The organism is Pseudomonas lundensis (assembly GCF_002269125.1).
In the GTDB taxonomy this organism is placed as follows: Bacteria; Pseudomonadota; Gammaproteobacteria; order Pseudomonadales; family Pseudomonadaceae; genus Aquipseudomonas; species Aquipseudomonas lundensis_A.
The window spans coordinates 63,111-75,982 of the sequence record NZ_NQKI01000026.1 but is presented as its reverse complement, the minus strand read 5'-3'; the positions used below and the strand labels follow the sequence as shown (position 1 = coordinate 75,982).

The 12,872-nt window shown below is 58.8% G+C and carries 18 protein-coding genes; 3 read left to right on the top strand and 15 right to left on the bottom strand.

Annotated features, from left to right (window positions below; translation table 11 throughout):
- Positions 1-633 (top strand): S-type pyocin domain-containing protein (locus CJF39_RS16240; protein ID WP_170942694.1); only part of this gene is annotated, 633 nt, incomplete at its 5' end.
- Positions 630-887, top strand: coding sequence for a bacteriocin immunity protein (locus CJF39_RS16235; protein WP_094994331.1), 258 nt, complete (start codon positions 630-632; stop codon positions 885-887). The genes CJF39_RS16240 and CJF39_RS16235, both read left to right, overlap by 4 nt.
- An 866-nt stretch (positions 888-1,753) precedes the next feature.
- Here CJF39_RS16235 and CJF39_RS16230 read toward each other — a convergent pair.
- From CJF39_RS16230 to CJF39_RS16210, 5 genes are all read right to left on the bottom strand, one after another.
- Positions 1,754-1,954, bottom strand: coding sequence for a hypothetical protein (locus CJF39_RS16230; protein WP_094994330.1), 201 nt, complete (start codon positions 1,952-1,954; stop codon positions 1,754-1,756).
- A 735-nt stretch (positions 1,955-2,689) separates the two neighbouring features.
- Positions 2,690-2,914, bottom strand: coding sequence for a hypothetical protein (locus CJF39_RS16225; RefSeq protein ID WP_094994329.1), 225 nt, complete (start codon positions 2,912-2,914; stop codon positions 2,690-2,692).
- 179 nt (positions 2,915-3,093) lie between these two features.
- Positions 3,094-3,798, bottom strand: coding sequence for a hypothetical protein (locus tag CJF39_RS16220; protein WP_094994334.1), 705 nt, complete (start codon positions 3,796-3,798; stop codon positions 3,094-3,096).
- 690 nt (positions 3,799-4,488) lie between these two features.
- A complete protein-coding gene (locus CJF39_RS16215) occupies positions 4,489-4,986 on the bottom strand; it encodes a hypothetical protein (protein WP_094994328.1) in 498 nt (165 codons plus the stop codon).
- 186 nt (positions 4,987-5,172) lie between these two features.
- Entirely contained in the window at positions 5,173-5,784 is a 612-nt protein-coding gene (locus CJF39_RS16210; RefSeq protein ID WP_094994327.1) for a hypothetical protein, read from the bottom strand.
- Positions 5,785-6,098: 314 nt separating this feature from the next.
- On the opposite strand from CJF39_RS16210, the gene CJF39_RS16205 reads away from it, so the two are divergent.
- Positions 6,099-6,506, top strand: a complete 408-nt coding sequence (locus CJF39_RS16205; RefSeq protein ID WP_094994326.1) for a hypothetical protein — start codon at positions 6,099-6,101, stop codon at positions 6,504-6,506.
- Positions 6,507-6,854: 348 nt separating this feature from the next.
- Here the strand turns inward: CJF39_RS16205 and CJF39_RS16200 are convergent, their stop codons facing one another.
- The 10 genes from CJF39_RS16200 to CJF39_RS16155 form a co-directional block, all read right to left on the bottom strand.
- On the bottom strand, positions 6,855-7,277 hold the full coding sequence (locus tag CJF39_RS16200; protein WP_094994325.1) for a hypothetical protein: 423 nt from the start codon (positions 7,275-7,277) through the stop codon (positions 6,855-6,857).
- A gap of 48 nt (positions 7,278-7,325) precedes the next feature.
- Positions 7,326-7,928 carry a tail assembly protein gene (locus CJF39_RS16195; RefSeq protein WP_094994324.1) on the bottom strand — a complete coding sequence of 201 codons (603 nt, stop codon included), beginning with the start codon at positions 7,926-7,928 and terminating at the stop codon, positions 7,326-7,328.
- A 12-nt stretch (positions 7,929-7,940) separates the two neighbouring features.
- Positions 7,941-8,321 (bottom strand): hypothetical protein, encoded by a 381-nt coding sequence (locus tag CJF39_RS16190; protein ID WP_094994323.1) that lies wholly within the window; start codon positions 8,319-8,321, stop codon positions 7,941-7,943.
- A gap of 106 nt (positions 8,322-8,427) precedes the next feature.
- Entirely contained in the window at positions 8,428-9,036 is a 609-nt protein-coding gene (locus CJF39_RS16185) for a hypothetical protein (protein WP_094994322.1), read from the bottom strand.
- A complete protein-coding gene (locus CJF39_RS16180) occupies positions 9,033-9,347 on the bottom strand; it encodes a hypothetical protein (RefSeq protein WP_094994321.1) in 315 nt (104 codons plus the stop codon). The genes CJF39_RS16185 and CJF39_RS16180 overlap by 4 nt, the downstream gene beginning before the upstream one ends.
- Positions 9,344-9,706 carry a hypothetical protein gene (locus tag CJF39_RS16175; RefSeq protein WP_141232198.1) on the bottom strand — a complete coding sequence of 121 codons (363 nt, stop codon included), beginning with the start codon at positions 9,704-9,706 and terminating at the stop codon, positions 9,344-9,346. Before CJF39_RS16175 ends, CJF39_RS16180 begins: the two co-directional genes overlap by 4 nt.
- On the bottom strand, positions 9,703-11,493 hold the full coding sequence (locus tag CJF39_RS16170) for a DUF927 domain-containing protein (RefSeq protein WP_094994319.1): 1,791 nt from the start codon (positions 11,491-11,493) through the stop codon (positions 9,703-9,705). Before CJF39_RS16170 ends, CJF39_RS16175 begins: the two co-directional genes overlap by 4 nt.
- Positions 11,480-12,370: a toprim domain-containing protein gene (locus tag CJF39_RS16165; RefSeq protein WP_094994318.1), complete on the bottom strand. Its 891-nt coding sequence runs from the start codon at positions 12,368-12,370 to the stop codon at positions 11,480-11,482. The genes CJF39_RS16170 and CJF39_RS16165 overlap by 14 nt, the downstream gene beginning before the upstream one ends.
- Complete coding sequence (locus tag CJF39_RS16160; protein ID WP_094994317.1) at positions 12,367-12,594, bottom strand: hypothetical protein; 228 nt, start codon at positions 12,592-12,594, stop codon at positions 12,367-12,369. The genes CJF39_RS16165 and CJF39_RS16160 overlap by 4 nt, the downstream gene beginning before the upstream one ends.
- Positions 12,587-12,871: a hypothetical protein gene (locus tag CJF39_RS16155; protein WP_094994316.1), complete on the bottom strand. Its 285-nt coding sequence runs from the start codon at positions 12,869-12,871 to the stop codon at positions 12,587-12,589. Before CJF39_RS16155 ends, CJF39_RS16160 begins: the two co-directional genes overlap by 8 nt.
- Position 12,872: the final 1 nt, after the last annotated feature.

Sequence of the window (12,872 nt, the reverse complement as noted above, 5' to 3'; positions counted from 1 at the left end):
GACTTGGGCGATGGCGTAACCCTGATATGGACACCCGCCGCTGACCCGTCCAACACCTTAGGTATTCCAGCGTTAGAAAGCGCTCCAAAGGCGCCACAGATTTGGATTTATCCGCCATCTGAGAAAGCGGATAGCATCATCGTCAACCCGATCTACCCGCCCGAGTACAAAGACTTCATCCTTGTGTTCCCGGCAGACTCTGGCATTCAGCCGCTGTACATCGTAATGAATGTCCGGCTTGACCCCGGTACCGTTACAGGACAGGGGAAAGATGTGACGGGCCTCTGGTTAGCGGGGGCGAGTTCTGGACTCGGAGCCCCCGTACCCGCAAGCATTGCCAGTCAACTCATCGGCAAACGCTTTAGCAGCTTCAATGCTTTCAGGAAGGCATTCTGGACTGCCGTGGGTAATGACCCAGCGCTATTGAGCCAGTTCAAGCCCACGAACCAACACAAACTACGAAATGGCAAAGCCCCCTTCGCTCAAAGACCAGAGCACAACGGTGAAAACGCTCGGTACGAGATCCATCATATTGAAAACGTTCAGCATGGCGGCGCGGTGTACGACGTAGACAACCTCGCAATAATGACGCCAAAACGACACGTAGCGATTCACAAGGAAGACAGACAATGATTTTGAAAAACAGTGTTTCCGACTACACCGAACAGGAATTCATAGAGCTGCTTCAACGCATTATCGGGAACGACGCAAGCGAAGAGGAAGAGAACAGGCTCGTGCATCACTTCAACACGATCTGTGAACATCCGGCAGGCTCGGACTTGATATTTTTCCCCGAGGACGATGCTGACGACTCAGCCGAAGGCATCACGCGCACACTCAAAAAATGGCGCGCTGCTCAGGGGTTGGCGGGATTCAAAGACGAGTGAAAGATGATCGTACTGACTTGCACTTGCTGCACTGCCAGAAGGTAAGCGAGCATCCGGCAGGGCCAGACTTGATCTGCTCCCCGGAGCTAGGGGCGGATAATGGCCCATGGTTTCGCATCTCGCGCACCACGTGACGTGTAATCGTGCGGACTGAAAGGCGATCGGGAGGGTTCAGAGGCCCTGTGGCGTGCCAGGGGGAGCGGGACTGTATGGCCGACGCCTCAGCTTGTCTGAGGGAGGCTCTCAAGTTGAAAGCTGGATTCAGATTAAAACTATTCAGTGCTGGGGCTGGCACCGAAAGTCCGTTGGACTGCTTTCAATCCAACGATCAAAGCGCCTTGGTCCAGAAATGGTCCAGCAACCATAAAATCGCAGGCAATAAAAAACCCCCAAGGACACATGGTTCCTTGGGGGTTTCTCGGTATTTTGGTGCCAGAGACGGAATCGAACAATCGGCTACAGGTCACGGTTTTAAAGGTGTTGTCTTTGGTGGATATGTAAATCTACTCACAAATCTACTCTCTTTTTAAAATGTGGCCCTATTTTGAACCTACCCACGACGGCCGAAATGGTGTTGATTTTCTCCGCCGATGCCCGACGAGTGGTAAGCCGTTTTGGATCGCCCCATTGCCTGGCTCCTCGCTTTTGCGGTGGTTGTGGTGCTGGCGCCTTGTGGCAGTTCCACCACACAGAGGCGTTTTTGCCATACCCCCGCGCCAGCACCACCCCGGATCAGGGTAGTGGTCGTTCATGGGGTGTTTCGCGAAAGGGGATTGTCCGGGATTCTCCGTAATTAGCCTGGGCTCCCATTCCGGTATGGCAGGTACTGGAAAAACTACCGAGATCCCGGCAGTTCCCTTTTCCGCCTACAAGCGCATTTCCCTGATTACGCGCCTTGGCTCCACGCCTTGAGAAAGCGCTCGCCTGGCATCCTTGGTGAGTTGGTCAAGCGCCTGCTCTTCAAAGGCTGCCGCCATGGCGCTTGCCTTCCTAACAATCAGCAGCGCCAGCTCCGGCGGAAACACCACCTTGTCGGCGGGTAGATAATCACAGTCAATAACGGACACGGCTCTATCCTCGGTGCGCGGTTGATGCTGGCGCCGGAATGAAGCGGGGCCAGCAGATGACCTACAGATGTTACCAGCGGAACGTGAGCAACTACCTGGAAACCGGGGGTTGGCCAAGCTGGCAAGTCGACCGGCTTCCGCTCCAGGGTGAACGACTCATTCACCACCTGCTCCGACCTGCTGTCAGGTCGCTGGAAGCCCCGGAAAATACTAGACGAACATCTAGCGCCAGCACGCCACCTTTGATGCTGGAGGCGGCGCATTGCTTGGGCTGCGGGCAACTGACCCTTGTTCTGTCGTCGGGAATCCGTCTAGGGCCTGTCTAATATTGCCTGGCGCGCTAAGCATTTTTCTGGCCCGGTATTTCACCACCCCATCGCGCTAGGATATTGATCGAGCACCCACCTTGACGGCCGCCTCACGAATTTAGACGGGGCCGGTGCTGGTCAGGCAGCCCGAATGCTCGAAAAGCCTTGATCTGCGTGGCTTTCAGCGTTCCAACCACTGGTGGCGCCAGATAAATCCGTCAAGACCTGTCAAGAATTTCGTCAAGGCTGGTCAAGGATTCGGCTCTCGGAACCGCCCGCCACGGGTATGCCCAAAATTCTGGACGTGGTGGGTATCTGGACTGCTACGCCGATCTGTCGGAGCCCTTGATCGCTGGGGCTCCCGGCCTGAATCAGGTTGCGTGCCGCGCCGCGATCCGTCCAGAACTGTCCAGAATTAGTTGCCTCCTCACGACTGCCCCAGACTGCCGGCGACGGTAAGCTCAGCAATGCCCTGGCGAATGAACACCAGGTTCTCGTCGAGTGTTTCCAGTGCTCCGCGCACGTTGCTGGCAATGTCCGCCGATCCGCGTTGCTCGACCCAATTGGAAAGCTCCTCCACCGCGGCGCCCAGGGCGAGCTGGTTCTGATTGAGGCGGTCGAACAGGCTGGCGATCAGTTTGGTTTCAGTCATGCTGGCTCTCCGTGTTTCGAAGAAGCGTAGCACCGGCTCCTGGAAAACTGTCAGGGGTCTGTCAGGGGTATGAGACGGCAAAGCCCAGCTCTTTGACGGGCGCCGCTCGGGATAAGCCTCAGACGGCCGTCCGGCGTGGTTTTGGTCTGATGCCTGTCTCGCATTCCGTCAAAGCGTGGTCAAAGAGATTTCGGCATCATCCAATCGGTATATGGCTCAAGTGTCCAGGTAAGGTTGGGTTCTGCGCCAGATAGTAGTGAATCTATAAGGGCGTGCCGGGAAATTCTCTGGAGGCAAGGCGCTTGATCGTACACACCAATTGTCCACATGCCTTTTTCGCCGAGGTCGAAAATTACGGTGCGCTTGGACATCAGCCAGCCTTCCCTCGGCTTGCGCCACGACCAGGTGTGCTGCCCGCGATAAGACTCCTGGACTGCCCCTCCGAAGTCTTCACCGTGGAATAGCTCTAACATCGGGCGGGGCGAAGTGGCGGCAGCGATATCGCCCCTACGGAAGTACGCGAAGGCGCCCCCGTCGAGGCATGGCTGGCGCCATACGTTCGTCCATCGAGAATAGACAGGCATGGCCAGTTTGAAGTCCCTGATTTTCGGGTGGTCGGGATCTGGCAGTGCGTCACCGATTTGGATGTGATCCTTGAACTTTTCCCCGTTTACGATCCAGATCATACGCTCGCCATAGAACACCTCATGGCTGTTCATCTCCTCGATGCCCATCGGAGAGTTCTGAAGCTCAATCACTATGCCGTCTGGGCGCTTCACATCAGCGATATGCTTCTCGCCAGCATGGTCATAGGCCACAACCTCTTGCCACTCGAACGGAAACAGAGCTTTCCAAGCGCGATGCCAGGGGCCTTCGTTCTCCATCCATGGGTCGCAGTGTCGCCGGCCAGCGTGCGCCCAGTGCCAACGAATAATGGGCCCACATTTCGCCTGAGCGGGTTTTCCGCACAGCTGACACTTTCCTTTAAGTCCCGGCTCTGGCGCAGCGCGCTCTCCGCCCACAATAGCTATTTCCATTGATGGCATACCCTTCTCCCTTCCGGTGATGCGAATGAATGTAGCTGAATAGATGGGGCGTGTTCATTTGCAGCGTGTTTCCCCAATGGGGAAGAACGCTTAGCGCCAGGGCCTCCAGACAATGTGCCGCGATGTCTCAAGGTTGCCAGTCAGAACGCCTTCTTTTGGTGGAAACCACAGTGGAAACCGGCGCCTGGAAACCATAACTTTTGATAACAGGCTGGCGGCTGGGTTCGCACCAGGCTCGCGTAAGAGGGTGCGAACCAGAAGTGCGAACCTCAGTGCGTACTTGCTGTGCGCAATTTGCGCAGTTACTGCGCAGTCCGGTGGCGAGGCGTCGCTGGCGCTGGGGAGCCTACGTGTCGGCCCGGGCATCACGCGGCCCAGTGCGTGAATATGCTGCGTGAAGGGTGCGTGAAACCTTGGAGGGGAAGGGCTTCGCGCAACGGTCAGGTGCGCGACGGGCATGCGCGAAGCAGTGCGCGAGTTACCCTCTCCGGACTAGGCGCAGACCTAAAGGCATGCGACGTATCTGCGCTACTTGGTCAGCATCTCTCTGACCTCTTTACCGTTTTCAATCACTACAACTTTAGCTATGACGCCTCCCTGCAGAGAAAGCCCGTACTGGGTGGGTGCCTGCCAGGTTACTTTGGAGCTGAGATAATATTTCCCCGGTGGAACGTCGGTGAACTTGAAGTAGCCCGTTCCATCAGCTTGCGTCAATTTCATTCCCTTCTCGGCGCGGGGATCTGGCGCGCCCAAGACTTGCCCGCCTAAATAGCTTTCTGTGTACCACTGAGTGGAGTAACTCGTGACTGGAAGGATGTATACGTCGCTGCCTGCTCCGTACTTCACATCGCCGCCCACTGTTCGCATAAAAACCTGTCCAGTGAGAGTTCCGCTGCCACTGGTAGGGAGAGACTCGTATTCTGCGACTGGAAATGAAACTCGTGGAACAATTTGCTGCTGAGGTACTGCGCAGCCTCCGAGTGCAGAAGCAGCAAGTAGAACCAGTCCAATTTGCTTGAGTTTCATGATATCCCTCCCGAATGAATCGCGACTTTATCATCAGCGAGAAAAGCCCACCATCTCGGCCTGTCCGGCTCTTTTAACCATGAATGCAATGACCCGCGAGCGTGAAGTCCCAAGTTACCCTTTGGTAGGTAGCGCCTCGCACAGACCAGTGCGCGTTGGACTTGCGCCAAACACTGATGCCCGCAGCTATTGGATACCGCATTGGCGCAAGGCGACCTCCAGCGATTGGTCCAGTACATATTCCCCGGTCGTAGACGCTGCTTGATTCAGTCCAACAGTGCGGTAGATAAGAGTCTTGCCGGATCGCATCTCTTTGAGAATGGACTGAGCCTTCTCGCCTGTTGACGCGGTAAAAGGCGACATGGATCGCGCTGTAGCCTCCATCGCAGTCTTGTAGGCGTTTTCCACTATCTGTTGTTGCTGGGGATCTTTCGGCGCATAGGCTTGCATAGCTTTGAGCTGGCCCTCGGGCACATAGTCCAGCGGGGTTTCGCTGGTGCTTATCGTCCATGCCTTTTTCTGATCGACTCTGAGCTGGACGTCGCCGACCGGGATCAGGAAGCGGCCGCCGCTTTTCACACCTACCCGGAGGTCGCCATTTATCACCTCAATGTATGGGTAGTATTGATTGCTGACGGTGTATATCCCGCCCCTTGTGTAATAGGTGCCCACCGTGACCGCGCAACTGGATTTATCAGTGAATTTGTCAGTGTTGCGGACAGTCACCCATTCGACGGCGGGGCCGGTAGCACAGCCAGACGTCATAAGGGCGAGTAATAAGACAGGGGCGAGCTTCACATTCACATTCCTTGTATTGGGTTAGGCTGGTCAGGTGGTCGGCAATATAGCAGTCCGGAGTGCTATCCCGCGTGGCTCGGCCAGCATTTGGCCCCTCCATGGTGCGTTTCTCCGAGAGGGATTGGACGAGCCCTTGACCAGCCAAAAGTGGTCACTGATGGTGGTCACCGTGTCTGGTCACCACCCTGGCTCCGGCGTGGATCAACGCCAAACCGTGGATACCAGAGTGGATACCGGCCGATCTGTTGCTCGATTGTTGAAATCTGTGAGGGATGCCGCTATTGGTTACCTTCAACCCAAGCAGGAATCGACGCATGTCCACAGAAATAATAGATCTCGTTGAAGCCCGAACAATGGCTGATGAGATACGCCGTTTGCACGAACATTTGGATGTCCTCATGCGTGAGGCAGGAGGTCGAAAGTCATTCTCCCCAAACGAGATTGCCTCGCTTCAATCTAGGTTGAAGTCGATCAAGGAAGAAATCAAAACTGCTGCCAAGCACGGAACCATGTCTCGGCGAAAACAAGCACAAACGCGTTTGGAAGAAATGTACTTTGGCCCAGGTCTTCGTGCCGCGTCGGCCAATTTCAGGCTCGCCGTTAATGCGAATCCAGCGAGCGATAAATGGGTTCGCGAGCTGTACGACCCGGCAGGGGATCTCTCGTATACGCTTCACAACCTCGAGGCTCATATTCTCGAAGAGGAGCAGTCCAAAACCTGACAAAACCTGACATCGGATCGAGTGCGAAAGCCTGGCTCGATGTTGACAAATGTTGACATCGGATTGGCCTGGAGCCGATGGCAACGCTCGCAGCCTGTTAGCAAATGTTAGTCCCTGGGGAGGTTGGCCAACCCGTCACCCTGTTAACAATTGTCAAGGTTGGCGGGCGTCTGGCGACTCCGTGACGGGTATCCCTGTGATGGATGGTAACCGGGCAGGGTGGTTACTTTTGGTGGTTACCAGAGTGGTTACCAGCTAGATGGCGAAACAGACGATTTGGTCTGAGTGAGACCATATCGTCTGTCTCAAAGCGTGACAAAGCCGCCCGGAGGCGGCCCTATCTTTCCGTTACAGCGTGGTGGGGAGAATGTCTAAAACACCGTCACCGCTCGTTGATATGCGGTAGTTTTTCACCTTTCCGTCCGTGACGATTGCCTCTCGCTCTTGCCTGTCCGCACCCATCCCGCAGATGCCGCTTCCTTGGTATGCCGCACCGACAACAACCGAGCCAGCAGGGACGTGGAGGGCAACCCTTTCTCCAGGCTCGAGTAATGCGACCACTTTTCCATCTACGAAAAGTCCCACTGAGCAAAGACTTCCCGTATGGCCAGAGTCTCGGGTTACCGACAGTGTGCCGGTACCTGGGGAGCTCGTCTGATATGCGAGAACCCTTTCAGGAGGTACCGCAACAGCGGTTTTCGTGGGTACCGGAGAAGTAGCACAGCCGGCCATCAGGGCAACCAGGGCGGCAACAGCGGTAATTTTCAGCATGAGAGCTCCTTTCCATGAGGCGGCCACTTTAGCACCGCCCCGTGGCTCCTACATCTGGTCTTCGGCATAGATCGCAGCACTGATGATTGCCCCACCCCAGCGCCGACGGCCGTAGCACAGGGAAACTGGATTGCCGGAAGCAGTGGTGTTCTTGGCGCTGCCGAAAGCGTAGCCGGGGGTATTTTCAGGCGCTGCGCTGGTCTTGAGGCCGCCAGCTTGAGGGCTGAGCATCTGGATTACGCCGCCGATGGACATTGCAGCGCCTGCCGAATACAGAAAAGGTGACGCGGCAGCGAATGGGGTGAAAGACAGCACGTATGCTGCTGCAATCAATATCCCGCCAACAATGGTTTGAAGAGAGCCTGCGCGCTTACTGCCGGTGATCACGGGCGCAATGATGATGTCGCCTGCGCCCTGGAAACCCAGCTCCGTCTCTCCGACATTCTTCTTGCCCACGAACACTGCAAACTCCAGACCTCTCGACTTGGCGTTGGAGATAAATCTCTCGAGCCCGGGGATCTGCACGCATAAGGCTTTTATGGCTTCCGCCGGCGTGCGGACGGCGAGCGGGTAAGACTTTCCGAATTGTCGCAACTGCGCGCAGAGCCTGATGTTTCTCATTGGGGTGTATTCAATCGAAAGTGCGGCCATGATTTGTTTCTCCTACTTGTCGCTGGTGGTGTGAGTTGGTACTTCGGCGCCGATCTGCATGGCGAGCATCATTCGGGATGCCATGGCGTCGTCACGGATATCCTTTTCTCGGCGCGGGTCTGGATTCCACGCCCAGCAATGGGTTGACACAAACGCTCGAGCGAACGGCTCTATTGGCTTCATCAGATCTGCTGCTATACAAGCCTCGTCCTCGGTGTAATACGGACCATCGATCTCCTTACGGCCACCCTTGACGATGTGGTCAACGCCCCAGACGTAATACCCCGCCACCGCTTTCGGGTTGATCACGAAGTCAGTCACCTTGCACGCCTCGGCGAAGCGCTCCCGGTGTGTGGGTGCCTGGCCTGTGGTGTTGCTATGTTGGTCTGTCATGTTTCCTCTTATGCGCCGCTGGCGCTGGTCATGGGCTTGTGCCCGGTGGTGTTGCTCGGTGTCGCGCCACGTTTTCGTGATTCGCAAAACGTGGCGCGGAAAATGGTCAGTTGCCGACGATGCTCAGGGTGGGCGGCAGCTTTGGGCCGAACGGCGCACCAGGGGCGAATGGGTCGGGTATTTGGTCTTCCGGGCATTCCCTGATGAACCGGATCATGGCGGCGTGGCAGGCTTGATACAGCGGGCCACCGGCGCCCCATTCGTCGCTCTTGCGGTCGGCGCTGTCCTCCAGTTGGGATAGGTAGGCCACTCCGCGAAGGCTGGTGTCACCGTCTGCGCTGGCCCGATGGCGATGTACTGGGTTGACGCCCAGCAGGTCGCACATCTGGTCGAAGCCCAGCGCCTGCGCCAGCCCCTCGCGGTCGAACATCAGTGATTGGCCAAACCCTGCGAGTGCGCTCCACGCTCCGCTGCGGGTGGCCTCCTGGTGTTCGCTGGCCTGCTCCTCCAGTTCCGCAATGGTCTGCCGGGTGAATGGGAGAAACGCTTTCAGCTTTCCCGCTTGCCGGCGTAGGGCTCGCCGTTCACTGCGGATAACGTCGAGCTGGACAGCAATGGCGCGACAGATTCGCCGTGTGGTGATGAGCTGCGTGGCGGCGCTGACGCCAGGCTTTAAAGCGATGTTGCACAAGCGGGTGATGAGGCTCGGCGTCATTGGTGCGCCTCCATAGGTGTGGTGTCGTAGCTGGCGCGCAGGTGGGCGCCAGCCGTGCAATGGCGGCCGGTGGGCGCGTAGCAGCTCCGACAAACCATGATGTGGTTGAGGTATTGGTCACGGGCTTGTCGCCATTCGGGCGTGGCGGTGGCGGCGCTTGCGTGTGGGCTTGTGATGAGTCGGGGAGTGCGCTCGAAAGGGTTGGCCAGCACCAGGCGCGGGCGAGGTTCAAGGCGACTCCGCAAATTTGTGGAGTCGGCACCTGCAATGGCTGGCGGCATGTGATCGAGCAGGCTGGAAAGGAGGCTCATACCGTCACCTCGGCATGAATGCCGGTAATCCAGTGTTCCTGTGATTTCAAAAACACCGGCAACAGCGGCAACAGTGGCAACAGCCCCGTAAACCGTGGCCTCCAGGCGTTGCCGATGCTGCCAAACTGTTGCCACCGGTTTTCTACCGGCAACAGTGATAACCAAATGAAGGGAAAGTGCGGGGTTCTTATGTTGAAAATGAGGTGTGCGTTGCCAGTTGTTGCCACTTTTTTTATAGGGTGGCAACGGCTGTAGGCCATGCCACACAAGGCCGTTGCCGGTGTTGCCACTGTTGCCAGTGATTCTAGGTTCCTGTGAACTTGGGCAATCTGGATTGCTGGTCTTTGAGTGACGTTCATACGCCACCGCCTTCACGATCCATGATGTCTGGATCGATCACATAGAGACGAGCCTGGCCACCACCAGGGAGTCGGTAGTTTTTGGTTTTGCGCTCGTTGTCCCGGCGTGCGAGGACGTTAGCGCTCTCCAGAGCCTTGATGATGCGAGACAGGCCATAGCCGTGCGCCGCCTCGATGAGCGCCGGCTTGTTGAACAGGTACAGGCGGTTGGTGCCTACCAGCTCCCAGTAACCGGCCCGGTTGAAAACCTTAGTGTCAGGCGTTTGATCGTCGACATCTGAAAAGCGGCTGCTACCGTGGCGGTCGATAAAGTCCAGGATGCCAGCCAGGATCTGTCGGTCTTCTGCATTGCCACTACCAACCCGGCTGAGCCACTCGCCGTACAGCAAGCGGCAGTCGGCGAGGGCGGTACCCGGCACCCAAGGCAGCAGGCCATACGCGATTGCCATTTCACCGGCCAGTGCGATCACTGCAAACCGATCGGCAACGCGGCCGGCCTGGGCGTTATCTTCAACAAAGGTGGCGCGTACACCGGCGAAGTCTTCCAGCAGGCCCGTTCGGTCGTCGCTCTCGAGCAGCTTCTCGACAAAGGCTGGCCCAAGATGGCCGTGGTGGGCGCCGACCGCCACGGTGAGCTGTCGGTGAAAGTCCGCTCCCTCAAGCCCGTGCAATTCGTCGAAGGCCCGGTGTGTGCGGGTACCGGCGTTCACGTCGACCATGCGCAACTCGGCGCCAGCGTGGGCGGCATTGCCGGATATGGCCGCGTGTTCAGAGAGTGAGCGCTCGCCGCTGGAGAGTGTCAGCAGGCGCCAGCTCAATTTAGCGCGGCCTTCGCGCTCACGGGTCATGGTGCCCTTACCCTGGCCGTTGGCGAGGGAGTACGCCATTTCCTGTACGCGCTTGGGGTCGGCGCGTTTTATCTCATCCAAGGGCAGGATTGTGTCATTGCGGCTCGATGCCTCGATCTCCAGGCCGCCCTTGGTCATGTCCCAACTGGCGGCGAACACGCCCGGGTCGCCCCATACCGACGATCCGATCAGTTGCGCCAGCGACTTACCGCTCGAGCTATCGCCCACCAGGTGAACACCACCGCCCAGAACGCCCACCAGGCTCAGCAGCGGGCCAGCCAAGGCGCAGCCAATGGCCAGGGTCAGTACAGGGTTCCCCTCGCACTTGGCCGCTACCTCGGCCTTCCAGCCGTCCAGGCTCCCGCGCACGCTGAATAGGTTTTGCCCCTTACCGCTGGCCTGATAGCGCACCTTGTCACTGCCGATGGTGCGCCCAGGCAGCACGAAGGCGCCCGACTCATGCCAGCCGGGGCGGCAGGTGGTGGCGAACACTTCGGCGGGGCGCTGGTCCAGCAGGTACTCCATGAACTGGCCGCGCTTCTTGAGCGCGATAATCACGCCCATGCCAAACAGTGTCCGCCTGGCGTCTTCACCGCTCCCGCCGAACACCTCCATGGGAATGATCCATTCCTTGGCGCCGTTGTCCGTGTGCAGGCGCAGAAAACGCCCCTCGCTGCCATCGTCGCTATTGGTGGTGCGTGCCACCACCGTCACGGGCGTGGCGATCCATTCATCAGTGATGGGGCGGTCGGTCTTATCGTCGTCGCTGTCATCATCAGCGGCGCTGCGCTTGAACCCGTGCCAGTACACGCCGGGCTTGAGCCTGCGGCCCTTCTCATTCGTTACCCAGTGCTCATACACGCCCCAGCAAGGGCGATCTGGTTCGACCATGGGCGCCTCGGGGCGCAGGTTGATAACGTTGTTCTCAGGCGGACGCATGGTGGCACCTCCAGGCGGCTAGATCGTTGAAGTCGGAAAGGGTCAGCGGCGCATCGGCGGGCCACTCGGGGAAGGTCACAAGGCCACCACACGCGGCAGCGGCGTCATGGGCAGCGGTACGCCCCGGATTGCCCTTGCCTTCGGCTTCGGTCTGGCGGTCGTCATCACCCGCGACGATGATTTCGGTGTCGGGGTAGTCGGCCCGTAGCGCCAGCGCCACCGGTTTCAGGTTTCCGGCATTCATCGCGCAGGCGACGGTATAGCCGCTCTCGTGAAGCGTGGCGCCCGTGGCCCACCCCTCACAAATGCACAGTGGCTTGCCCGGCGTGATGCGCCCCAGCGGCGAATAGGCGCCTGTGATCCGACCGCCATACAGGAACCGCTTGCCGCCGTCAGGGACGATCCGTTGCAGGTTGACCAGCACGCCCCCGGCATACAGCGGCACCAGCAGATCGTCACCACGCTGGCGCAGGCCGTGGGCACAAATGCCCTTGGCGACCAGGTAGGTGTGGGCCGGGTCAGCACGGCGAGCGTCACGCCACCAGCGTTGTGCCAGGCCAGCCGCCTTGAGCTGGCGCCGTTGCCGTTCGGCCTCCCGCTGGCGCCGGGCCTGCTCGATGCGCTGGCGCACCTGCTCGGCTTCGCGGGCGTCCACCGGCTCACGGCTACACCAGGTGCTGGTGCCGCCCGTCTTCCAGCTCCCGAACGCGCCCGAGGCAATGCCATCGGCAAACAGGCAGTACCAGCCATTGAGCGTGCCGGGCTTGTCGCCGGGAACGTGGAAGCGGTGAATGTCGCCATCGTCCATCGGCAGCCAGTCGAGCGGCCCATAGGCCGACTGGAGCGCGTCACGGAACAAGATCACAGGATCAGTCATGCGGCCCCCTGCGGTGGCGTGAAGCGCTTGGCCAGCCGTTCCAGTTGATCGGTCAGACGCTCCAGCTCGGGGCAGTGGCGGCCCGCGTCACCCTCGGCAATGCGCAGTTCCAAGAAGCTCACCAGGGTTTCCACCAGCAGCGTATAGCTGGCGCTGTCGATGTAGGCGCCAGCAGTCGGCGGGCCACCGGCACCCTTGCGGCGAATGGGCGTGACCTTACTCATGGTTCACCCCCTCGGCGGCAGCGAAGGCCCGGCAGACCTGGCCGTTGTTCACCGCGTGCCAGTAGGTCAAATCGTCCAGTGATTCGACGAGGCAGGCCGTCACTACCGCATCGGCACTACGCAAAACGACGCGCCCGCATTCGGCGTCGGCCTGGCTCAGGAACGGCCCCAACAAGGCCCGATCGGCCTTCGGGTGGCTCACGTAAAACAGCTCGGTGGCTTTCTTCGGGCAAGCCGATCCCGTCAGCGCAGCGAAGCGCTGTTGAAAACTGGTCATT